The following is a 21,525-nucleotide window of genomic DNA, read 5'->3' on the forward strand; positions in this document are numbered from 1 at the left end:
GGAAGGGTGCCGGGTGGGGCTCCACGAGTGTGCCGTAACTTGCCGGGCATTCACCCTAGAGATTCGATGGCAGCGGTGATGAGTTCGCGCGCCGCGGGGCCGTAGACGGCAAGTTCGGCCAGCTCGCTGAACGTCTTGGCATACATGGCAAGTTCGTGCTTCTGGACGACGGTGAGATGTGCCGAGATCAATTCGACGTTCACCAATTCATCGTCGTAGAGGAAGAATCCCTCGACGGGCCAGAGGCCCGAACGGTCTGCGTCCTGGGGGATGATGCCGATGCTCACCGACGGGAGCGCCATGACGCTGAGCAGGTAGCCGAGTTGGCCGGCCATCACGTCGGTGCCGCCGATGCGGTACCGCAGAACGCTTTCTTCCAGGAGGATGGCGAACGTGTGGTTCCCGTAGACGACCTGCTGCTTCTCCACGCGCACCTTGACGGCCGCCGGCACATCGTCGATGAGTCCCCGGCGGGCACGAATGGAGGTCAGAAGAGCGGTGATGTACGAGGCCGTTTGGACGGGCCCGGGGATGAGCCAAGGGGAGTAAATGCGAAAGCGCTCGGTGCGCTCCCACAGGGGAACGACGGACTCCTGCGCCCAATTGAGTCCATGGCGCTCCATCTTGCGCCACTCGACATACATGCCCTCAATTCCGCGGGCTGTCGAGACGAGGTCTTCTGCCTCGCTCTCCGCGCCGCACGCGGAACACCAATCGCGAAGGTCGCGCTCCGAGGGCGCGCGGGCGCCGCTCTCGAAGCGCGAAGCCTTCGACTCATGCCACCCCAGGCTTTGGGCCAGTGCTCGCTTGGTGAGTCCGGCTGCTTTCCGAATTCCGGCGAGGCGTTGCCCGAGCGCCTTGCGGGCTTCCTGGATGCTCGAAGAGGGCGATGTCATGTCGGTGCGAGGAGACTGTTCGAACCGTCAGGCCAGCTCGAACTGTGCATGCGGCCTTGCCCGCTTCCACACGGCTTCGAAGGCCGACTCGCAGAGCTTCGCCACCTCAGCGTCCTCCGTGAGTTCCACCTCCATGTTCTCGCCCTCGCCGTCGAAGTGGTTGACGAGGACGAGGCGGGAGTCGAACAGCCAGAAGTCGTTGCCCGGCAGTGCGATATCGGTCGCGTTGCGCCGCGAGAGCCAACGCACTTCTTCACCGGCGGCGATGTTCAGCCCATCGGTTACGTCGTACTCGAAGCGGATGTATTCGCTGACCGGTGTCGACACGACGCGGGCACGTCGGACCTCGACGCCTCGCGAGGTCGCCTCCGTGACGATGGCGTGCCAGTCAGCCCAGCGCTCGGCGGGATCGAGGACCACACCGGCCTGCCAGTCGATGAAGGCCGGGTCCGACTTCATGTAGGCGTCGCGCATCTCCAGATGAACAGCCGTCCTCTGGCAGTCGCGGAACAGCTCCTCAAACGTCGGGGGCCTCGTCATCCTTCTTCACCTCCAGGAAGAACTGCACCATGCGACGGGGGATCTCCACCACCGACTCGTGGCCGGGGATGTCCATCTGCCCGAGACGCTCGCCGTCCTCCACCTTCCACCCCTGCACGAGATAGCTGTCCTTCTCCTCGTCGAGGTAGATGGTGGGCGAGCCGCCACTGGGACTCTCCGGGTCCTTGCCGAGCTTACGCAGGGCCATGATGTCCTCCTCGGATGCCGGTAACGATCTCTGTGCCAGAGCTTGCCCGCGACCGAGCCCTCAAGCCAGGAACTTGCCGAAACTTGCCAGGACTTCGGGCGGCGACCCGAAAGGTGAAACCTGGTCGACGGGGCAGGCATGAACGCCGGGACTCGTGCTCAGTGCCTCGCGTCCGCCGCGTGCGAGAGGAAGTCTGCCCAGGCGGTGGGTGGGAACGTGAGGTGGGGTCCGGTGGGGGTTTTGGAGTCGCGGACGTGGATCGTGGTGAGGGTGGTGGCTATTTCGACGCAGTTCGAGCTGTCGCCGCTGTAAGTGGACTTCTGCCAGTGGAGGGTCTGCACGGGTCGGTCTCTCTCAGGTGTCCTGGATGAGGCTCTGGATGAAGTCGCGCGACTCGGCAGGGCCGAGGGCGCAGGACTCCATGTGGTCGAGCACGGCACGGTACTTGCTCAACTGTGCTTCCGCGTCGAGGAATCCGCAGCCGCCGTGGTGGGTGTCGAGCTGCACGGTGTCGAGCTGCGGAACCGGGCCCACGATGTAGTCGAAGGACTGGCCCGTGCTCGGGTAGTACTCCGTGTCGAAGGGGATCACCTGGACGGTGACGTTCGGCAGCTCGCTCATGCCGAGCAGATGCTTGAGCTGGCCGCGCTTCACGTCGGGGCCGCCGAAGCCCATCCGCAGGGCCGACTCGTGGGTGATCGCCGAGTACGGGGGCGGGTTCTCCCGGTGCAGAACGCCTTGCCGTTTGATGCGGTGGGTGAGGCGGTGCTCGATCTCGTACTGCCGCATGGGTGGCACCACGGCACGGAAGAGGGCGCGGGCATGGTCCGTCGTCTGGAGCAGCGCCGGGATGTGCATCGCGAGGGCAACGCGCAGGCCGGCGGCGTGATGTTCGAGTTCGGCCAGGTCGACCAGCGCGGCGGGCAGGTGCTCGCGGTACTCCTCCCACCAGCCGCGTGTCCGACGTCCGGTCATCGCTGCCAAGGCGTCGATCAGGGCCTCGTCCGAGCAGTCGTAGGCGGACGCCACCGCTCGGACACGGTCAGCGCTGAGGGAGCTGCGGCCGGTTTCGATCATGCTGACGCGGCCCTGGTTGACACCTAGCTGTGCCGCGGCCTCGGTGACGGTGAACCCGGCACGCTCACGGAGTTTGCGCAGTTCGGCGCCGAGACGCCGAAGGCGCAAGGTGGGGTTGTTGGTGGGTGGCAAGGGCACCTCCTTCCAAGCCGCGATGCGGCGCTCTTGTAACCCACACGAGGCAATTGCGGGTACCTCTTCAGCGTTTGGAAGATTTATCTCCCGTCATGCTCCTATCTTAGTCCTCACGCCGCCCAACTCCTCCCGCCCATAAGCCGGAAGCGCACCAACCCAGGCAATGCCACCGCCGGGCACGGCAGTTGAGCGAGCTCAAGTCCCCTTTCTCGCTGGAGTTTCTGGAGGTTTCCATGCGCACCGTATCCCTGACCGACACCTGGGTGTACGCCCTCCGCCTGCCCCACGACCCCCGCGCGGCACGGGTCGCACGTATGACCGTACGGTCGGTGCTGGGCAGCCACGGGAGACATGAAGTCCTTGAGGCCGTCGAACTGTTGGTCTCCGAGATGGTCACGAATGCCTACCGGCACACCAACGGTCCCGCGTCCCTCCGGCTGACCGCCCTGTGCGACGGGCGACTGCGGGTCGGCGTCTGGGACACGAGCCCCTGCATCCCGGCCCCTTTCGATCAACCGCCCGGAGGCCGTGTCCCGCCCGCCCCGGTGGACGCCCTCGGTGGGCGCGGGCTGGTCCTCGTCCAGGAGTACGCCGACTGCTGGGGCGGCGTAGCCCTCGGTGACGGCCTGCTCGACCGGGGCGCGGGAAAGCTGCTGTGGTTCGAGGTTGGTAGTGGCACGCGGGGGCGACTGCGAGAGGTAGCAGCGTGATCACGCTCGCGCATATAGCCGTAATCGAATTAGGCTAATCATAGCCAGGCTAAGTGCAGCCGGGCTATGGATCGCTCAGGAAGCCGCACCCATGACCATTCCCAAGCCGGCGGCCGTCTTCGACCGGACCCACGAGTGGGACGAGCTCACCCGGTTCTGCACCGACTCGGCGCCCGGCCTGCGTATCGGCGTCGTACGAGGACGTCGGCGCCACGGCAAGTCTTTCCTACTGGAGCATCTGTGCCGAGCCGTCGACGGCGTCTACACCCTCGCCCTCCAGCAGAGCCGCGCCATGGCTCTGGACCGCTTCTCCGACAGCCTGGCCCGGGCGATCGGCTTCCGGGTCGGGCGTTTCACCTCGTGGGTGGAGGCCATGGACGCCGCGGCGGACGTGCTCACGAGCCGCCGGGCTCAAGAAACGCCCCCTCTCCTCGTCCTCGACGAGTTCCCCTACCTCGTCACCCACTCCCCGGAGCTGCCGTCCGTCCTCCAGGCCCTCTACGACCAGCGCGGCCCGTCCTCCGGCAGACCGCCCCTCCGGATCATCCTCTGCGGCTCCGCGATCTCGACCATGTCGACCCTCCTCGCCGGGGACCAGGCACTGCGCGGACGTGCCGTGATCGACATGCGGATCGGGCCCTTCGGGTTCCGGGACGCGGCGGAGTACTGGGGCGTGGCCGACCCCGAGACCGCCTTCCTGGTGGACGCCGTACTCGGCGGGGCGGCCGGTTATCGCGATGTCGTCGGAGACCCGCCTGAGCCCGGGGACGACGGGTTCTACGCCTGGCTGGCCCGCAGCGTCTTCAACCCGTCCCACATTCTGTTCACCGAGCCCGAATACCTGCTGGCGGAAGACCCCCGGATAAGCGACCGCGCCACCTACCACGCCATCTGGGAAGCCGTGGCCTCCGGCGCTGCCACCCCCACGCAGATCGGCGGGCTGGTCGGGATGGACGCCAAGTCGCTGACGTACCACCTCAACATCATGAAGGCCGCCGCCTTCATCCGCTACGACCAGGATCTGCTGCTCCAGCGCAAACCCGTCATCACCGTGGCCGATCCCGTCGTCCGCTTCCACGATCTGATCGTGCGCCCGAACCTCGTCGACTTCGAACTCCGTGAGGGACGTGCCGCCTGGGAGAGGTCCCGGGAGACCTTCTCCTCCAAGGTCCTCGGGCCGCACTTCGAGGATCTGGCCCGGCAGTGGACCCTTCGATACGGGCGCGAGCGCGGCCTCGACGACATCGGGCAGGTCGGTACGACGACCGTTGCCTGCCGTGAGCATCGTGGGCACGAGGTCGACGTGGTCGCGCTGGACCGGGCGTCCCGGCCACGTGACAAGAGCGCCCGCGTCACACTGCTCGGCGAGGCCAAAGCCACGAACAAGCCGAGAACGGCTGCGGATCTGCGGCGCCTGGAGCACATCCGGGACGTGCTGTGTGCCCAGGGCTGGGCTGCCGACGACGCCGTCCTCGCCCTTTATGCGCGCAGCGCACCCGCGGCCGATCTCGCGCAGGCGGTGCGGGAGGGGCGGGGCATGTTCGTAGGGATGCGGGACTTGTACGGCCTGGGGCGGGCAAGAGCCTGACCGCGATGACCGGCGCGGCCCGTCCTCCCGGCGGAGAGGACGACCCGCGCGCGTTCGTTTCGTCGTAGAACCTCTCATCCCGACCCCTCCCGAGGTGAGAGCAAAGTTCCTTTCCGGTCACCCGACGCCACAGACCCGAAACGCGCTCTCCCTACCTTCGGGACTCATACCGCTCAGCACCGCAAAGAACCGCCCGAGCCCCGGAGCATTGTGGAGGCGTCATGACAGCCCCTAGCCAGGCCCCCGCCCCGAGCAGGGGAGGCCGCTGGATCGATCACTGGGATCCCGAGGACGAGACCTTCTGGAACGAGACCGGAGAGAAGGTGGCCCGCCGCAACCTCGTCTTCTCCGTCCTCTCCGAGCACATCGGGTTCTCGATCTGGACCATGTGGTCCGTGATGGTGCTCTTCATGGGCCCGGAGTACGGTCTCACCGCGTCCGACAAGTTCGTCATCGTGTCGATGGCGACGCTGGTCGGCGCGATCGTCCGGGTTCCCTACACCTTCGCGATCGCGGTCTTCGGTGGCCGGAACTGGACCATCGTGTCGGCGAGCCTCCTGCTGCTGCCGACCATCGCCGCCTTCATCGTCATGGAGCCGGGGACCTCCTACACCACCTTCCTGCTGTGCGCGATGCTCGCCGGTATCGGTGGCGGAAACTTCGCGTCCAGCATGACCAACATCAACGCCTTCTTCCCGCTCAGGAAGAAGGGCTGGGCGCTCGGCCTGAACGCCGGCGGCGGCAACATCGGTGTCCCCGTCGTGCAGCTGATCGGCCTCGCGGTCATCGGCGCGAACGGCGGGCCGCGGGTGCTGCTCGGGATCTACATCCCGTTCATCGTCGTCGCCGCGGTCCTCGGCGCGATGTACATGGACAACATCTCGTCCGTGAAGAACGACACCGGCGCCGCCAAGGAGGCCGCGAAGGACGCGCACACCTGGATCATGTCCTTCCTCTACATCGGCACCTTCGGTTCGTTCATCGGCTACAGCTTCGCGTTCGGGCTGGTCCTGCAGACCCAGTTCGGACGTACGCCGCTGCAGGCCGCGTACGTCACCTTCATCGGCCCGCTCCTCGGCTCGCTGATCCGTCCGGTGGGCGGCTGGCTCGCCGACCGCTACGGCGGCGCGAAGATCACGCTGTGGAACTTCAGCGCCATGGCCGCGGCCACCGGCATCATCGTGATCGCGTCCATGCAGGAGTCGCTGCCGCTGTTCACGGTGGCGTTCATCGCGCTGTTCATGCTGACCGGCCTCGGCAACGGGTCGACGTACAAGATGATCCCCGGCATCTACCAGGCCAAGGCCACCGCGATGGGACTCGAAGGTGAGGAGGCCGCCTCCTACGGGCGCCGGCTCTCCGGTGCCTCCATGGGGCTCATCGGCGCGGTGGGCGCGCTCGGCGGGCTCGGGATCAACCTCGCCCTGCGGCAGTCGTTCCAGAGCGTTGGTTCCGGCACCGGCGCCTTCGTCGGCTTCCTCGCCTTCTACGGTGTCTGCTTCGTGGTCACCTGGGCCGTATACCTTCGCCGCCCGGCCGCCCAGGCTCCCGCCACCGCCGCCGCCTCCGAGGCGAAGCCGCAGCTCAGCTACGCCGAGGTGTGACGTAACACCAGCGACATCAAGCGGAACCGAGCCTGTCACGCACCGTTGACAGGCTCGGTCGGCATGCAGGCAGAAGAGCCGAAATGCCCCATGTGAGGCATGGTCTCATGTGAGGCACTGCCTCATGCAGGGCCGGCCGTGGCCTCATGCAGGCCAGACGGTGCAACGACTCGAGTGCGGGACGAGAGTTTATGTACGACGAACAGCAGCGACCGGAACACGGGCCCCTGGCCGGGTTCACCGTGGGTGTCACCGCCGCGCGCCGGGCCGACGAGCTCGGGGCGCTGCTCCAGCGGCGCGGTGCCGCAGTGCTGCACGCCCCGGCCTTGCGGATCGTGCCGCTCGCCGACGACGGCGAGCTGCTCGCCGCCACCAAGGACATCGTCGAGCAGGTGCCGGACGTCGTGGTCGCCACGACCGCGATCGGCTTCCGGGGCTGGATCGAGGCCGCCGACGGATGGGGGCTCGGCGAGGAGCTGCTGGACCGGCTGCGCGGTGTGGAACTGCTCGCGCGGGGGCCCAAGGTCAAGGGCGCGATCCGGGCCGCCGGGCTGACCGAGGACTGGTCGCCGTCCAGCGAGTCCATGGCGGAGGTGCTCGACCGGCTTCTGGAGGAGGGGGTCGAGGGGCGTCGTATCGCCGTGCAGCTACACGGTGAGCCGCTGCCGGGGTTCGTGGAGTCGCTGCGGGCCGCCGGAGCGGAGCTGGTCGGGGTGCCCGTGTACCGGTGGATGCCGCCGGAGGACATCGGTCCGGTCGACCGGATGCTCGACGCCGCCGTCTCGCGCGGCCTGGACGCCATCACCTTCACCAGCGCGCCGGCCGCCGCGTCCCTGCTGTCCCGTGCCGAGGAGCGCGGTCTGCTGCCCGAGCTGCTCGCCGCCCTGCACCACGACGTGCTCCCCGCCTGCGTCGGCCCGGTCACCGCGCTGCCGCTCCAGGCCGCGGGCGTGGACACGGTCTCGCCCGAACGCTTCCGGCTCGGCCCCCTCGTCCAGCTGCTGTGCCAGGAACTGCCGACCCGGGCGCGGGCCCTGCCGGTCGCCGGGCACCGGGTGGAGATCCGGGGGCACGCGGTCCTGGTCGACGGTGAGCTGAAACCCGTACCACCCGCCGGGATGTCCCTGCTGCGGGCCCTGTCCCGGCGGCCCGGCTGGGTCGTCGCCCGCGCCGAACTGCTGCGCGCCCTGCCCGGCGCCGGCCGCGACGAGCACGCCGTCGAGACCGCGATGGCCCGGCTGCGTACGGCACTCGGGGCGCCCAAACTCATCCAGACCGTCGTCAAACGCGGCTACCGGCTCGCCCTCGACCCGGCCGCCGACGCCAAGTACGCCGACGTCTGACGGCCGTACAGGACCAGGGCCCGGGCCAGGACCGCCGGCGCGAGCGTCGACAGCGGTGCCCGTACGACGCTCCAGGCCATCCACCCCAGTGCGAATCCACGCAGGCTTCCACGCACGCGCGGTACGAGGGGTTCCGGGCGCGTCGGCGGGCAGGCACTGTTAGAGGAACGGTTCTCCGGAACCCGTAACCCCTAGGCGGTGACAGGCACATGGCACTGGGTACGGCCACGGGCGCGTCCTCGTCCGCGTACGAGCTGCGGTTCGACGCCGGACGGAGCTGTCTGGATCTCCTCGCGACCACGCACCCCGGCGAAAAGCTCGACTCCGTCGAGGTGCTGCACGCCTGGATCACCGGCTCCGGACTCGTCCCGCCGGGCACCCCGCTCAGCCACGCCGACGCCTCCTGGCTGGTGGGCTTCCGTGAACTGCGTGGTCACATCGGCCGGTTGGTGCACGGCAGGCTGTCGCCCGCCACACCGTCGTACGACCGCTCGCTCGCCCGCGTCAACGAACTCGCCCGCACCGCGCCCCCGGCCCCGCGCGCCCTGCGCCGCGAAGACGGCACGCTGGTACGGGAGTTGGATCCGCCGGAGTACCCCGCGCTGCTCGGCGCGCTCGCCCGGGACACCGTCGAGCTGCTCACCGACCCCGTCGCGCGCGCCAGTCTCAGACAGTGTGAAGGGGACAACTGCCCCATCGTGTACGTCGATTCGTCCCGGGGGCGCAGGAGGCGCTGGTGCTCCAGCGAAGTCTGCGGGAACCGTGAACGGGTGGCCCGGCACCGTCGCCGCGCGGCACTCGCCCGCGCCTAGGTGCCCCATAAGTGCCGTATGCGAAACGCCTGTCGAAATGTTTTCGACGTGATTTCGACAACACTCCGTGACCTGCCCCATGTCTCTGGCAAGGGCATCGATCTTGCCAGTGTGGCGGGAATGTAAAGCCGATGCGGGGGGAATGTGCGGCCATGTCCTCCCTCATCACGTCACTGGGAAGAAAACTGTCACGCCACTTTGAACACACCGCCGTTGGTCTCCGTACCGGTTGTCGAGCGACCGACTGGGGGAACCCCCGGACATCGGAGGTGGGCGTGCGCAAGGATTCCGTCGTGGCCAATGAACGTGCATCGAGGGCCCGACATCGCATGTCCCAGCCCTCGGAACCAGATGAGGAGCTGATGCGTGCGCTGTACCGAGAGCACGCCGGACCTCTGCTCGCTTATGTCCTTCGGCTCGTCGCCGGAGACCGGCAGCGCGCCGAGGACGTCGTGCAGGAGACGCTCATCCGTGCCTGGAAGAACGCCGGTCAGCTCAATCGAGCGACCGGATCTGTACGCCCCTGGCTGGTGACGGTCGCACGCCGCATCGTCATCGACGGCCACCGCAGCCGGCAGGCCCGGCCGCAGGAGGTCGATCCGTCGCCGCTGGAGGTCATCCCCGCGGAGGACGAGATCGACAAGGCGCTGTGGTTGATGACGCTGTCGGACGCGCTCGACGACCTGACCCCCGCACACCGGGAGGTGCTCGTCGAGACGTACTTCAAGGGGCGTACCGTCAATGAGGCGGCCGAGACGCTTGGCATACCGAGTGGCACGGTGCGCTCGCGGGTGTTCTACGCCCTGCGATCGATGAAGCTCGCACTGGAGGAGCGGGGGGTGACGGCGTGATGAGTGTGTACGGGGGACATCAGGGATACGGCTCGGGTGGTCCGGGTATGTCTGGCCCCATGCAGGGATCTACCGGCTCGAACGAGCACGAGACCGTCGGCGCCTACGCCCTCGGGATCCTCGACGACGCCGAGGCAACCGCTTTTGAAGCGCATCTCGCGACCTGCGAATGGTGCGCTCAGCAGCTCGACGAACTCGCGGGGATGGAGCCGATGCTGGCCGCCCTCGCGGACCTGCCCGGCACCGGTACGCCCGCCATCGGCGAGTCGCTGTCCGCCAAGCCCTCTCCACGGCTCGCGGAGAAGCTGGTCCACGAGGTCGTCGAGCGACGCGCCATGACCCGCCGCCGCTCCTTCTACATGGTGGCGGCCGCGGCCGCGCTGATCGTCGGCGGTCCGGTCGCCGCGGTGGCGACGACGGCCGGCGACGACGGCGGTTCGGGAGGCAACCAGACGCTCGCGGCCAGCCCGGCCAAGGCAGCCTTCGACCAGATGTCCGACAAGATCACGGCGACCGACCCGACGACCAAGGTCAGCGCGACCGTCGCCCTGCAGGAGAAGGCCTGGGGCACCGACACCGTCCTGGAGCTCAAGAACGTCAAGGGCCCCTTGAAGTGCTCCCTGATCGCCGTCGGCAAGAACGGCGAACGCGAGACGATCACCTCGTGGTCCGTCCCGGACTGGGGCTACGGCATCGAGAACGCCAAGACCGAGCAGGCGAGAAACCCGCTCTACGTCCAGGGGGGTGCCGCCTTCACCCCGAACGAGATCGATCACTTCGAGGTCATGACCTTCGAGGGGAAGCGGCTGGTCGAGGTGGACGCATAGCTTTCCGGGGCCCTCTTCGCGTACCTTTGACGGCTGCCCAGCACGTCAGAAGGGGGCCCGGTGGCCGCTCAGGCTCAACAGGAAACCGCTCTCGGCTCCGCCCAGGACTCCGTACGCGACGACTCCGTGCGCGAGCGCGAGATCAGCGTCGAACAGCAACACCTGGACCGGGTGTACCAGCGGCTTGAGGAGAAGATCCACGAGGCCGAGTTCCTCATGCACGACGCCGCCAAGCGCGGCCAGGTCGGCACGCCCGGCGCACTCGCCGAGCGGGACGCGCAGGTCTTCCGGGCCGGCATCCACCTCAGCCGGCTGAACAACGAGTTCGAGGACTTCCTCTTCGGCCGGATCGACCTGCTGCTCGGCAAGGACGGCAAGAAGGGACCCGACGGCGCGTACACCGCGGTCGAGCCCGCCGACGGCGCCGTACGCGACGACGGCACGGCCGACATCGCCGAAACCCTGCACATCGGCCGTATCGGCGTGCTCGACCAGGACTACGCACCGCTGGTCATCGACTGGCGTGCCCCCGCCGCCGCCCCCTTCTACCGCTCCACCCCGGTCGATCCGGGCCGGGTCGTCCGCCGCCGGGTGATCCGTTCCAAGGGCCGCCGGGTCCTCGGAGTCGAGGACGACCTGATGCGCCCCGAGCTGAAGGCCACGCTGGACGGCCATGCGCTCCCGGTGATCGGTGACGGCGCCCTGATGGCCGCCCTCGGGCAGGCCCGCAGCCACACCATGCGCGACATCGTCGCCTCCATCCAGGCCGAGCAGGACCTGGTCATCCGTGCCCCCGCCGCCTCCGTGACCTACGTCGAGGGCGGACCCGGCACCGGCAAGACGGCGGTGGCGCTGCACCGGGCGGCGTATCTGCTGTACCAGGACCGGCGCCGGTACGCGGGCGGCATCCTCATCGTCTCGCCGACGCCGCTGCTGGTCGCGTACACCGAGGGCGTCCTCCCCTCCCTCGGCGAGGAGGGCCAGGTCGCCATCCGCGCCATCGGCTCCCTCGTCGACGGCACCGAGGCCACGCTGTACGACTCCCCGTCGGTGGCCCGCGCCAAGGGCTCGTACCGCATGCTGAAGGTGCTGCGGAAGGCGGCGCGGGGGGCGCTGGAGCTGGGGCGCGGTGCCGCGGCGGGGCGGCCTGCCGTCTCCGGCCAGCTCGCGTTGGGTGACGAGGGCGACGGTAGCGACGACGCCACGGCCACACCGGACGGGGCACCCGCACGGGACGGGGCGCCCGCACCGAACGGAGCGCCCGCCGGTCCGCCCACCCGGCTGCGCGTGGTCGCCTTCGGGCGGCGGCTCGAACTTCAGGCGGCCGAGCTGGAACGTATCCGCCACGCCGCCCTCGGCGGCACCGCCCCCGTGAACCTGCTCCGCCCGCGCGCCCGCAAGCTGCTCCTCGACGCGCTGTGGGAGCAGTCGGGCGCCGCGGCCCGGCACACCGACCCCGAGCTGGCCGCCGAGCTGCGGTCGTCGTTCGACGAGGACATCGTGTCCGAGGACGCCTTCGTCGCCTTCCTCGACGCCTGGTGGCCGGAGCTCACGCCGAAGCAGGTCCTGGCCGCCATGGCCGACGAACGCCGCCTCGGCCGCTGGGCCCGGAGGATCCTCAACCCCGGCGAGGTCCGCAAGGTGGCCCGTTCCCTCAAGCGGGACGGCCGCACCGTGCACGACATCGCCATGCTCGACGAGCTCCAGGCGATCCTCGGCACTCCCGCCCGCCCCCGCAGGAAGCGCGAGCTGGACCCGCTCGACCAGCTCACCGGGCTTGAGGAGCTGATGCCCGTACGCGAGGAGTCGCAGCGCGAGCGGGCCGAGCGGCTGGCGCAGGAGCGCGTCGAGTACGCGCACGTCATCGTCGACGAGGCGCAGGACCTCACGCCCATGCAGTGGCGCATGGTCGGCCGCCGCGGCCGGCACGCCACCTGGACGGTCGTCGGCGACCCCGCCCAGTCCTCCTGGTCCGACCCCGAGGAGGCGGCTCAGGCCCGCGACGAGGCCCTCGGCACCCGCCCGCGCCGCCGCTTCCAGCTCACCGTGAACTACCGCAACCCCGCCGAGATCGCCGAACTGGCGGCGAAGGTACTGGCACTGGCCATGCCCGGCTCCGCGTCACCGAAGGCCGTCCGCTCCACCGGCGTCGAGCCGCGCTTCACCGCCGTCCGCGACTCCCTCGGCCGGACCGTCCGCGAGGAGGCCGCCCGGCTGCTCGACCGCGTCGACGGCACGGTCGGCGTCGTCGTCGCCATGAACCGGCGCGAGGAGGCCCGCCGCTGGCTCACCGGACTCGGCGACCGCGTGGTGGCACTGGGCAGCCTGGAGGCGAAGGGCCTGGAGTACGACGCGACGGTCGTCGTCTCACCGGCGGAGATCGCCGACGAGAGCCCGGCGGGCCTGCGTGTGCTGTACGTCGCACTGACCCGGGCCACCCAGCAGCTGACGGTGGTGTCGGGGGAGCGGGACGAGCCGGACGGCAACGGAGTCCCCGACCTTCTCCGGGAATGATCCGGATGGACCCGGATGGACGAGGACGGACTCCAGGTACGGGAATGGCCTTACGGGATCCGTTTGTTAGCCTGGGTGTGGCACCGGCCCGATCCAAGCCCCCGGGCCCAACCTTCGTCGCTACGAGCGACCACTTGCCGCGAGGCGAGCATGGCGGGTCGGTGTCACTGAGCGTTCGAGAGGCTCACGTCACGATGTGACGTGAGCCTCTTTCGCTGTGAAGCACCGCGGACCGCCGGAACGGACCGCCGCGAACGGACCGCCGTGAACCGCTGCGCACCGCTGTGAACAAAACGTCCGCAATCCAGGGCGGCTACCAGCTACCCGGCAGTAGGTGCGACGATCGGACGGCATCCAGCGTCAAACGGTGAAAGCAGAGGAAGTCGGCAATGGCAACGGCGCCCAGCGTCTCCTACTCGATGACGGTCCGGCTGGAGGTGCCCGCGAGCGGTACCGCGGTCTCCCAGCTCACCACGGCCGTCGAGTCCCACGGAGGCTCGGTGACCGGCCTCGACGTGACCGCTTCCGGCCATGAGAAGCTCCGTATCGACGTCACCATCGCGGCGACCTCCACGACCCACGCCGACGAAATCGTCGAGCAGCTGCGCGGCATCGAGGGCGTCACCCTCGGCAAGGTCTCCGACCGTACGTTCCTCATGCACCTCGGCGGCAAGATCGAGATGGCGTCGAAGCACCCCATCCGCAACCGTGACGACCTGTCCATGGTCTACACGCCGGGGGTGGCCCGCGTCTGCATGGCGATCGCCGAGAACCCCGAGGACGCCCGCCGCCTCACCATCAAGCGCAACTCCGTTGCGGTCGTGACGGACGGCTCGGCGGTGCTGGGCCTCGGCAACATCGGCCCGAAGGCCGCGCTGCCCGTCATGGAGGGCAAGGCGGCCCTGTTCAAGCGGTTCGCCGGCATCGACGCCTGGCCGATCTGCCTGGACACCCAGGACACCGACGCGATCGTGGAGATCGTCAAGGCGATCGCCCCCGGGTTCGCCGGCATCAACCTTGAGGACATCTCCGCACCCCGCTGCTTCGAGATCGAGGCACGGCTGCGCGAGGCCCTCGACATCCCCGTCTTCCACGACGACCAGCACGGCACCGCGATCGTCGTGCTGGCCGCGCTCACCAACGCACTTCGCGTGGTGGGCAAGGGAGTTGAGAACGTACGGGTCGTCATGTCGGGCGCCGGCGCGGCCGGTACGGCGATCCTGAAGCTGCTCCTCGCCGCGGGCGTGAAGCACGCCGTCGTCGCCGACATCCACGGTGTCGTGCACGCCGGCCGCGAGGACCTGGTGGCCGCCGCCCCCGACTCGCCGCTGCGCTGGATCGCCGACAACACCAACCCCGAGGGCGTCACCGGCACGCTCAGGGAGGCCGTGCGCGGCGCCGACGTCTTCATCGGCGTCTCCGCCCCGAACGTCCTCGACGCGGACGACGTGGCCGCCATGGCCGACGGCGCCATCGTGTTCGCGCTCGCGAATCCAGACCCCGAGGTCGATCCGGCAATCGCCCGTCAGACGGCGGCTGTTGTGGCCACCGGCCGCTCCGACTTCCCGAACCAGATCAACAACGTGCTGGTCTTCCCGGGCGTCTTCCGCGGTCTGCTCGACGCCCAGTCCCGCACGGTCAACACCGAGATGATGCTCGCGGCTGCGAAGGCCCTGGCGGACGTGGTGACCGAGGACGAGCTCAACCCGAACTACATCGTCCCGAGCGTCTTCAACGACAAGGTCGCGGGCGCGGTGGCGGGTGCGGTGCGGGAGGCCGCCAAGGCGGCGGGTGCGTCGGCGTCGTAGGCTCGTCGGTGCGTGGCCTGCTGTGAGGATCGCCACGACGGGCCTCACCCCGGCGCGTCGCGGAACGCAGGGCCTTTGGCCGCCGTTTATCGTTGCGGCCAGGCTCAGCCCTCTTTTCGTGTGACTCCCAAGGGTGTTCTCACGACTCCTACGGGTGCCGGATTGGCTTTCCCGCCGCAGGTAGGGGCAGGATGCCTCCCTGGGCGCGAGGGTCCGACGGCGGACCCGGGTCCGGGGATTGTCCGAGGGCCCTGGCAGCATCGACGTCGCAGTGCCCGATATGCGGCTCCGCCGCGTGGCACGCCTCATACGGCAAGAAGAACACGGGAGTAACAACATGAACCGCAGTGAGCTGGTGGCCGCGCTGGCCGACCGCGCCGAGGTGACCCGCAAGGACGCCGACGCCGTTCTGGCCGCGTTCGCCGAGACCGTCGGCGAGATCGTCGCCAAGGGCGACGAGAAGGTCACCATCCCCGGCTTCCTGACCTTCGAGCGCACCCACCGTGCCGCTCGCACCGCGCGCAACCCGCAGACCGGCGACCCCATCCAGATCCCGGCCGGCTACAGCGTGAAGGTCTCCGCGGGCAGCAAGCTCAAGGAAGCGGCCAAGGGTAACTAAGACGGCCCCGCGCCCCTTGAGGGCGCGTGCCCCCTTGAGGGGCGCCGCACCAACGCCGATGGGGCGGCCACCCGGACTCGGGTGGCCGCCCCATCGGCATTCAGGCGATGTGTCAGCCGAGCGCCTTGCCCGGCAGCTCGACCTTCGCGCCCAGCTCCACGAGCTTCTCCATGAAGTTCTCGTAACCCCGGTTGATGAGGTCGATGCCGTGGACGCGGGATGTGCCCTGGGCCGCCAGTGCCGCGATCAGGTAGGAGAAGCCGCCGCGGAGGTCGGGGATGACCAGGTCGGCGCCCTGGAGCCTGGTGGGGCCGCTGACGACCGCCGAATGGAGGAAGTTGCGCTGGCCGAAGCGGCAGTCCGAGCCGCCGAGGCACTCGCGGTAGAGCTGGATGTGGGCGCCCATCTGGTTCAGCGCGGAGGTGAAGCCGAGGCGGGACTCGTAGACCGTCTCGTGGATGATCGAGAGGCCTGTCGCCTGCGTGAGGGCCACCACCAGCGGCTGCTGCCAGTCCGTCTGGAAGCCCGGGTGGACGTCCGTTTCGAGCGCGATGGACTTCAACTGGCCACCGGGGTGCCAGAAGCGGATGCCCTCGTCGTCGATCTCGAAGGCACCGCCCACCTTCCGGTAGGTGTTGAGGAACGTCATCATCGACCGCTGCTGTGCGCCACGGACGTAGATGTCGCCCTCGGTCGCCAGCGCCGCGGACGCCCAGGAGGCGGCTTCCAGACGGTCCGGGAGGGCGCGGTGGGTGTAGCCGCCCAGCTTGTCCACACCGGTGATGCGGATGGCGCGGTCGGTGTCCATCGCGATGATGGCGCCCATTTTCTGCAGGACGCAGATGAGGTCCTCGATCTCCGGTTCCACGGCGGCGTTGGAGAGCTCCGTCACGCCCTCCGCCAGCACCGCCGTCAGCAGCACCTGCTCGGTCGCGCCGACGGACGGGTACGGAAGCCTGATCTTGGTGCCGCGCAGCCGCTGCGGAGCCTCCAGGTACTGCCCGTCCGCCCGCTTCTCGATCTTCGCGCCGAACTGCCGCAGCACCTCGAAGTGGAAGTCGATGGGCCGGCCGCCGATGTCGCAGCCGCCGAGGCCGGGGATGAACGCGTGCCCGAGGCGGTGCAGCAGCGGACCGCAGAACAGGATGGGGATACGCGAAGAACCCGCGTGGGCATCGATGTCGGCGACATTCGCGCTCTCCACGTGCGACGGGTCCAGGACCAGTTCGCCCGGCTCCTCACCCGGACGGACCGTCACCCCGTGCAGTTGCAGCAGGCCGCGTACGACACGCACGTCACGGATGTCCGGAACGTTGCGCAGTCGACTCGGCGCGCTGCCCAGCAGGGCGGCGACCATGGCCTTCGGTACGAGGTTCTTCGCACCGCGGACACGAATCTCGCCCTCCAGCGGGGTTCCGCCGTGGACAAGCAGGACATCGTCGTTGACGGTCATGTATCTCGCGTTCCGATGAGTTGGGCAGGGCCGGGGAAACAGAGTAATCGCCGTCGGCCCCCCTTCCGTAAGCCCAAGGACCGCCCACTCCGTCATAGCTGTGTCACAACACGAAACGTGCGCAATCGGGCACAAGGGGTCACCGGCCGGATCGTGCGCCCGGGACGCACCTGTGAGCCCTCCCGTCTCCCACCACCACCCTCAAACGAGGCCTTACGCAGGCCACTCCTTTCATTCATGGCTGCATTCACTCCCGAACCCCCATTGCCTCCCCGCGCGGAGGGAAGATGCGGGATCATGTCTGGCATGACCGAGGTGTCCTCGCTCACCGGGCGGTTGCTCGTGGCAACGCCCGCCCTGGCGGACCCGAACTTCGACCGCGCGGTGGTGCTCCTTCTCGACCACGACGAGGAGGGCTCGCTCGGCGTCGTCCTCAACCGCCCCACCCCGGTGGACGTGGGCGACATCCTGGAGGGCTGGGCGGATCTCGCCGGGGAGCCCGGTGTCGTCTTCCAGGGCGGCCCGGTCTCGCTGGACTCGGCCCTCGGTGTGGCCGTCATCCCCGGCGAGCCCGCGGGCGAGTCGGTCCCGCTGGGCTGGCGCCGGGTGCACGGCGCGATCGGGCTCGTGGACCTGGAGACCCCGCCGGAACTGCTCGCCGCCGCCCTCGGCTCCCTGCGCATCTTCGCCGGTTACGCCGGCTGGGGTCCCGGCCAGTTGGAGGACGAACTGGTGGAGGGCGCCTGGTACGTCGTGGAGTCGGAGCCCGGCGACGTGTCCTCCCCGTCCCCGGAAAGACTCTGGCGCGAGGTCCTGCGCCGCCAGCGCAGTGAGCTGGCGATGGTCGCCACGTACCCGGACGACCCTTCGCTCAACTGATACATGTGAGCTTCAGTACCCTTGGGCCTATGAGCACTCTTGAGCCCGAGCGCGGGACTGGTACGGGGACCCTCGTAGAGCCGACGCCGCAGGTGTCCCACGGCGACGGTGACCACGAGCGCTTCGCCCATTACGTCCAGAAGGACAAGATCATGGCGAGCGCCCTCGACGGCACCCCCGTCGTGGCGCTCTGCGGCAAGGTGTGGGTACCGGGCCGCGACCCGAAGAAGTACCCGGTATGTCCCATGTGCAAGGAGATCTACGAGTCCATGGGCGCCGGCGGCGACGACAAGGGCAAGGGCGGCAAGGGCGGCAAGGGCGACAAGTAGCTCTCCGGCCGGTCGTACACAAGTAAGGCCCCCGAGGCGCGTTTTGCGTGCCTCGGGGGCCTTTGTGCTGTCCGCACGTTGCACGGGGTGCGTCTGCTGGTCACAGAGTGGTTGAGACCTCTTGTGGTCGTGTTCACGCAGTCCCTAGCCTCCATCCTGTTGTGCAGAGCGAAACCGTCATTGCGTATGTTGCAACGCACTCCGGAGGATCACTCCATGAAGCTCTCCCGCAGACTCCCCGCGCTCCTCCTGGCCGGCCTCGTCGTCACGGCCTGCGCCCCCCAGACGTCCGACAACTCCTCCTCCGACAAGGACGAGAAGACCGGCACGCTGCGGGTCTGGCTCTTCCAGGAGGTCGGCAACCAGCCGAAGGAGAAGGTCGTCGACTCCGTCGTCGCCGACTTCGAGAAGGCCCACAGCGGCACCGAGGTCGACGTCGAGTACATCCCGGTCGAGACCCGCGCCCAGCGCGTCAAGGCCGCCTTCAACGACCCGAAATCCGCTCCCGACGTCATCGAGTACGGCAACACCGACACGGCCGGCTATGTGAAGGACGGCGGACTCCTCGACGTCACGCAGGAGTTCGGCGACTGGAACGAGTCGAAGGACACCGACCCCACGGCGAAGCAGTCGGTCACGGTGGACGGCAAGGTTTACGGTGCGCCCTTCTACGTCGGCGTCCGCGCCCTGTACTACCGGACGGACATATTCCAGGAACTGGGTCTGGAAGTCCCCAGGACCATGGCCGAGTTGGCCTCGACCGCGCGGCAGATCCGTGCCGAGCGGCCCGATCTGTACGGACTGGTCGTCGGCGGCGCCTACACGTACGGCGCGCTGCCGTTCATCTGGGCCAACGGCGGTGAACTCGCCACCGGCAAGGGCGGATCGTATGTCTCCGCCATCGACAGCGCGGCCGCCCAGAAGGGCATCAAGGAGTACACCTCCCTCTTCGGCGACGACAACTGTCCCGCCGCCAAGTGCGCCGGCATGGGCGGCAACGACACGATCACCGCGTTCGCGTCCGGCAAGGCGGGCATGGCGATCGGCGGCGACTTCAGCCACACCGCCGTCGAGGCGGGCGCGGTGAAGGGCAAGTACGCGGTGGTGCCGCTGCCGGGTGTCGAGGCCGGATCGATCGCGCCGGCCTTCGCGGGCGGCAACAACATCGGTGTGCTGAAGTCCACTTCGCACCGCACGCTCGCCGTCGACCTGATGGAGCAGCTCGCCTCGAAGCAGACGCAGGCGTCGATGTTCGACGCGATGGGTTTCCTGCCGACGTTCGCGGACGTACGGCAGGAGGTGTCGGCGAAGGAGCCGTATGTGAAGCCGTTCGCGCAGACGCTTGAAGCGGGTACGAAGTTCGTGCCCGCCTCGCCCGCGTGGGCGCAGATCGATTCCTCGCTGGTGCTGCCGACGATGTTCCAGGAGGTCGTCAGCGGCAGGAAGGACGTGGCCGCGGCGGCCGGGGACGCGGCGAAGAAGATGGACGACGCGTTCGGCTCCGCCGGGTGACGCCGGTGACACCCAAGAGCCCGGGGGTCGTGGAGCGCCGGCGGGTACGGGTCGTCGGTGGCTTGCCGCGCCCGCGCCCCTCAGCGGGGTCGGGTGCGCGGCGTCCGGGAAACCGGACTCCGTGGCTGTACCTCGCGCCCGCCCTTGTCGTGCTCGGCGGGCTGCTCGTCTACCCCATCTATCAGCTCGGGCTGATGTCGTTCTTCCAGTACACGCAGGCTCAGGTCAGCGGTGGGGAACCGACCACGTTCGAGGGGTTCGGGAACTACGCGGAGCTGTTCTCCGACTCGCAGTTCTGGCAGGTGCTGCTGGCGACCGTGCTGTTCGCGGCGGCCTGTGTCGTGTCGACACTGGCCGCCGGCTGCGCCCTTGCCGTGCTGCTCACGCGGGTGCGCGCGGTGCCGCGGCTGGTGTTGATGCTGGCGGCGTTGGGGGCGTGGGCCACACCGGCGGTCACGGGGTCGACGGTGTGGCTGTTCCTGTTCGACCCGGACTTCGGCCCGGTGAACCGGATCTTCGGGCTCGGGGACTACTCATGGACGTACGGACGCCTCAGCGCGTTCTTCCTCGTCCTGCTCGAAGTGGTCTGGTGCTCCTTCCCGTTCGTGATGGTGACGGTGTACGCCGGGATTCGCGCCGTGCCGAGCGAGGTCCTGGAGGCCGCGGCTCTGGACGGCGCCTCGCAGTGGCGCATCTGGCGCTCGGTGCTCACGCCGATGCTCCGCCCGATCCTCATGGTCGTCACCATCCAGTCGGTGATTTGGGACTTCAAGGTCTTCACCCAGATCTACGTCATCACGAACGGCGGCGGCATCGCGGGCCAGAACCTCGTACTGAACGTGTACGCGTATCAACAGGCCTTCGCCTCCTCGCAGTACAGCCTCGGCTCGGCGATCGGCGTGGTGATGCTGCTGATCCTGCTGGCCGTCACGCTCGTGTACTTGCGGTTGTTGCGCAGGCAGGGGGAGGAGCTGTGAATCTTGTACGTGGTCTGGTACGGCGTCCCTGGCGGCTGGCCGCCGAGGTCTCGGCGCTGCTGATCGCGGCCGTCGTCGCCTTCCCCCTCTACTGGATGGTGCTCAGCGCCTTCAAACCGGCCGGGGAGATCGAGTCGACCGAGCCGCGGCCGTGGACGCTGGCGCCGTCGCTGGATTCCTTCCGGCGGGTCTTCGGACAGCAGGAATTCGGCCGTTACTTCGTCAACAGCCTTGTGGTGGCTTGCACGGTCGTGGTGGCCTCGGCGCTCATCGCCTTTCTCGCCGCGACCGCGGTGACACGATTCCGCTTCCGTTTCCGGACTACCCTGCTGATCATGTTTCTGGTGGCCCAGATGGTGCCCGTGGAGGCGCTGACGATCCCGCTGTTCTTCCTCATGCGGGACTTCGGGCAGCTGAACACGCTGGGCTCGCTGATCCTGCCGCACATCGCCTTCTCCCTGCCCTTCGCGATCTGGATGCTGCGGGGGTTCGTGAAAGCCGTTCCGGAGGCGCTGGAGGAGGCCGCGTACATCGACGGGGCGAGCCGGACGCGATTCCTGTGGCAGATCCTTTTCCCGCTGGTCTTCCCGGGGCTGGTGGCCACCAGCGTGTTCTCCTTCATCTCGGCCTGGAACGACTTCCTGTTCGCCAGGTCCTTCATCATCAGCGACACCTCCCAGTCGACGCTGCCGATGGCCCTGCTCGTCTTCTACAAGCCGGACGAGCCGGACTGGGGCGGTGTGATGGCGGCGTCGACCGTGATGACGATTCCGGTGCTGATCTTCTTCGTGCTCGTGCAACGCCGGCTGGTGTCGGGGCTGGGCGGAGCGGTAAAGGACTGAC

At 68.6% G+C, this 21,525-nt stretch carries 21 protein-coding genes; 15 read left to right on the plus strand and 6 right to left on the minus strand.

The window, feature by feature from the left end; genetic code table 11:
* Nucleotides 1–50 precede the first annotated feature (50 nt).
* The 5 genes from GFH49_RS05520 to GFH49_RS05540 all read right to left on the minus strand — a co-directional run bounded on the left by GFH49_RS05520 (nucleotide 51) and on the right by GFH49_RS05540 (nucleotide 2,853).
* Nucleotides 51–896, minus strand: coding sequence for a helix-turn-helix domain-containing protein (locus tag GFH49_RS05520; protein ID WP_155054624.1), 846 nt, complete (start codon nucleotides 894–896; stop codon nucleotides 51–53).
* A gap of 27 nt (nucleotides 897–923) precedes the next feature.
* A complete protein-coding gene (locus tag GFH49_RS05525; protein WP_196217860.1) occupies nucleotides 924–1,436 on the minus strand; it encodes a DUF6879 family protein in 513 nt (170 codons plus the stop codon).
* Nucleotides 1,414–1,644: a hypothetical protein gene (locus GFH49_RS05530; RefSeq protein ID WP_155054625.1), complete on the minus strand. Its 231-nt coding sequence runs from the start codon at nucleotides 1,642–1,644 to the stop codon at nucleotides 1,414–1,416. The genes GFH49_RS05525 and GFH49_RS05530 overlap by 23 nt, the downstream gene beginning before the upstream one ends.
* A gap of 158 nt (nucleotides 1,645–1,802) precedes the next feature.
* Nucleotides 1,803–1,985, minus strand: coding sequence for a DUF397 domain-containing protein (locus tag GFH49_RS05535; RefSeq protein ID WP_155054626.1), 183 nt, complete (start codon nucleotides 1,983–1,985; stop codon nucleotides 1,803–1,805).
* Nucleotides 1,986–1,998: 13 nt separating this feature from the next.
* Nucleotides 1,999–2,853 carry a helix-turn-helix domain-containing protein gene (locus GFH49_RS05540; RefSeq protein ID WP_155054627.1) on the minus strand — a complete coding sequence of 285 codons (855 nt, stop codon included), beginning with the start codon at nucleotides 2,851–2,853 and terminating at the stop codon, nucleotides 1,999–2,001.
* 236 nt (nucleotides 2,854–3,089) lie between these two features.
* Between GFH49_RS05540 and GFH49_RS05545 the strand changes: the two genes are divergently transcribed.
* The 10 genes from GFH49_RS05545 to GFH49_RS05590 all read left to right on the plus strand — a co-directional run bounded on the left by GFH49_RS05545 (nucleotide 3,090) and on the right by GFH49_RS05590 (nucleotide 15,532).
* The gene (locus GFH49_RS05545) at nucleotides 3,090–3,566 is read left to right on the plus strand and encodes an ATP-binding protein (RefSeq protein ID WP_155054628.1); all 477 of its coding nucleotides are present in this window, start codon (nucleotides 3,090–3,092) and stop codon (nucleotides 3,564–3,566) included.
* A gap of 91 nt (nucleotides 3,567–3,657) precedes the next feature.
* Nucleotides 3,658–5,154 carry an ATP-binding protein gene (locus GFH49_RS05550; RefSeq protein ID WP_155054629.1) on the plus strand — a complete coding sequence of 499 codons (1,497 nt, stop codon included), beginning with the start codon at nucleotides 3,658–3,660 and terminating at the stop codon, nucleotides 5,152–5,154.
* Nucleotides 5,155–5,375: 221 nt separating this feature from the next.
* Entirely contained in the window at nucleotides 5,376–6,758 is a 1,383-nt protein-coding gene (locus tag GFH49_RS05555) for a nitrate/nitrite transporter (protein ID WP_155054630.1), read from the plus strand.
* A 191-nt stretch (nucleotides 6,759–6,949) separates the two neighbouring features.
* Complete coding sequence (locus GFH49_RS05560; protein WP_155054631.1) at nucleotides 6,950–8,101, plus strand: uroporphyrinogen-III synthase; 1,152 nt, start codon at nucleotides 6,950–6,952, stop codon at nucleotides 8,099–8,101.
* Between the two features lie 209 nt (nucleotides 8,102–8,310).
* On the plus strand, nucleotides 8,311–8,913 hold the full coding sequence (locus GFH49_RS05565) for a CGNR zinc finger domain-containing protein (RefSeq protein ID WP_155054632.1): 603 nt from the start codon (nucleotides 8,311–8,313) through the stop codon (nucleotides 8,911–8,913).
* Nucleotides 8,914–9,242: 329 nt separating this feature from the next.
* Nucleotides 9,243–9,764 carry a sigma-70 family RNA polymerase sigma factor gene (locus tag GFH49_RS05570; protein ID WP_010039908.1) on the plus strand — a complete coding sequence of 174 codons (522 nt, stop codon included), beginning with the start codon at nucleotides 9,243–9,245 and terminating at the stop codon, nucleotides 9,762–9,764.
* Nucleotides 9,764–10,591: an anti-sigma factor family protein gene (locus tag GFH49_RS05575; protein ID WP_155054633.1), complete on the plus strand. Its 828-nt coding sequence runs from the start codon at nucleotides 9,764–9,766 to the stop codon at nucleotides 10,589–10,591. The genes GFH49_RS05570 and GFH49_RS05575 overlap by 1 nt, the downstream gene beginning before the upstream one ends.
* Nucleotides 10,592–10,651: 60 nt before the next feature.
* Nucleotides 10,652–13,105: a HelD family protein gene (locus GFH49_RS05580; RefSeq protein ID WP_155054634.1), complete on the plus strand. Its 2,454-nt coding sequence runs from the start codon at nucleotides 10,652–10,654 to the stop codon at nucleotides 13,103–13,105.
* Nucleotides 13,106–13,494: 389 nt separating this feature from the next.
* Nucleotides 13,495–14,913 (plus strand): NAD-dependent malic enzyme, encoded by a 1,419-nt coding sequence (locus tag GFH49_RS05585; protein WP_155054635.1) that lies wholly within the window; start codon nucleotides 13,495–13,497, stop codon nucleotides 14,911–14,913.
* Nucleotides 14,914–15,250: 337 nt separating this feature from the next.
* On the plus strand, nucleotides 15,251–15,532 hold the full coding sequence (locus GFH49_RS05590) for an HU family DNA-binding protein (RefSeq protein ID WP_006139383.1): 282 nt from the start codon (nucleotides 15,251–15,253) through the stop codon (nucleotides 15,530–15,532).
* Between the two features lie 112 nt (nucleotides 15,533–15,644).
* Here GFH49_RS05590 and murA read toward each other — a convergent pair whose 3' ends face one another.
* Entirely contained in the window at nucleotides 15,645–16,985 is a 1,341-nt protein-coding gene (murA, locus tag GFH49_RS05595; protein ID WP_155054636.1) for a UDP-N-acetylglucosamine 1-carboxyvinyltransferase, read from the minus strand.
* Between the two features lie 306 nt (nucleotides 16,986–17,291).
* On the opposite strand from murA, the gene GFH49_RS05600 reads away from it, so the two are divergent.
* The 5 genes from GFH49_RS05600 (at nucleotide 17,292) to GFH49_RS05620 (ending at nucleotide 21,524) form a co-directional block, all read left to right on the plus strand.
* Nucleotides 17,292–17,864: a YqgE/AlgH family protein gene (locus GFH49_RS05600; protein WP_196217862.1), complete on the plus strand. Its 573-nt coding sequence runs from the start codon at nucleotides 17,292–17,294 to the stop codon at nucleotides 17,862–17,864.
* A 29-nt stretch (nucleotides 17,865–17,893) separates the two neighbouring features.
* The gene (locus GFH49_RS05605) at nucleotides 17,894–18,193 is read left to right on the plus strand and encodes a DUF3039 domain-containing protein (protein ID WP_155054638.1); all 300 of its coding nucleotides are present in this window, start codon (nucleotides 17,894–17,896) and stop codon (nucleotides 18,191–18,193) included.
* Between the two features lie 216 nt (nucleotides 18,194–18,409).
* Nucleotides 18,410–19,705 (plus strand): extracellular solute-binding protein, encoded by a 1,296-nt coding sequence (locus GFH49_RS05610; RefSeq protein WP_155054639.1) that lies wholly within the window; start codon nucleotides 18,410–18,412, stop codon nucleotides 19,703–19,705.
* Between the two features lie 5 nt (nucleotides 19,706–19,710).
* The gene (locus GFH49_RS05615) at nucleotides 19,711–20,682 is read left to right on the plus strand and encodes a carbohydrate ABC transporter permease (RefSeq protein ID WP_155054640.1); all 972 of its coding nucleotides are present in this window, start codon (nucleotides 19,711–19,713) and stop codon (nucleotides 20,680–20,682) included.
* Entirely contained in the window at nucleotides 20,679–21,524 is an 846-nt protein-coding gene (locus GFH49_RS05620; protein WP_155054641.1) for a carbohydrate ABC transporter permease, read from the plus strand. Before GFH49_RS05615 ends, GFH49_RS05620 begins: the two co-directional genes overlap by 4 nt.
* Nucleotide 21,525 lies beyond the last annotated feature (1 nt).

It is taken from the genome of Streptomyces blattellae (assembly GCF_009709555.1).
Classification (GTDB): domain Bacteria; phylum Actinomycetota; class Actinomycetes; order Streptomycetales; family Streptomycetaceae; genus Streptomyces; species Streptomyces blattellae.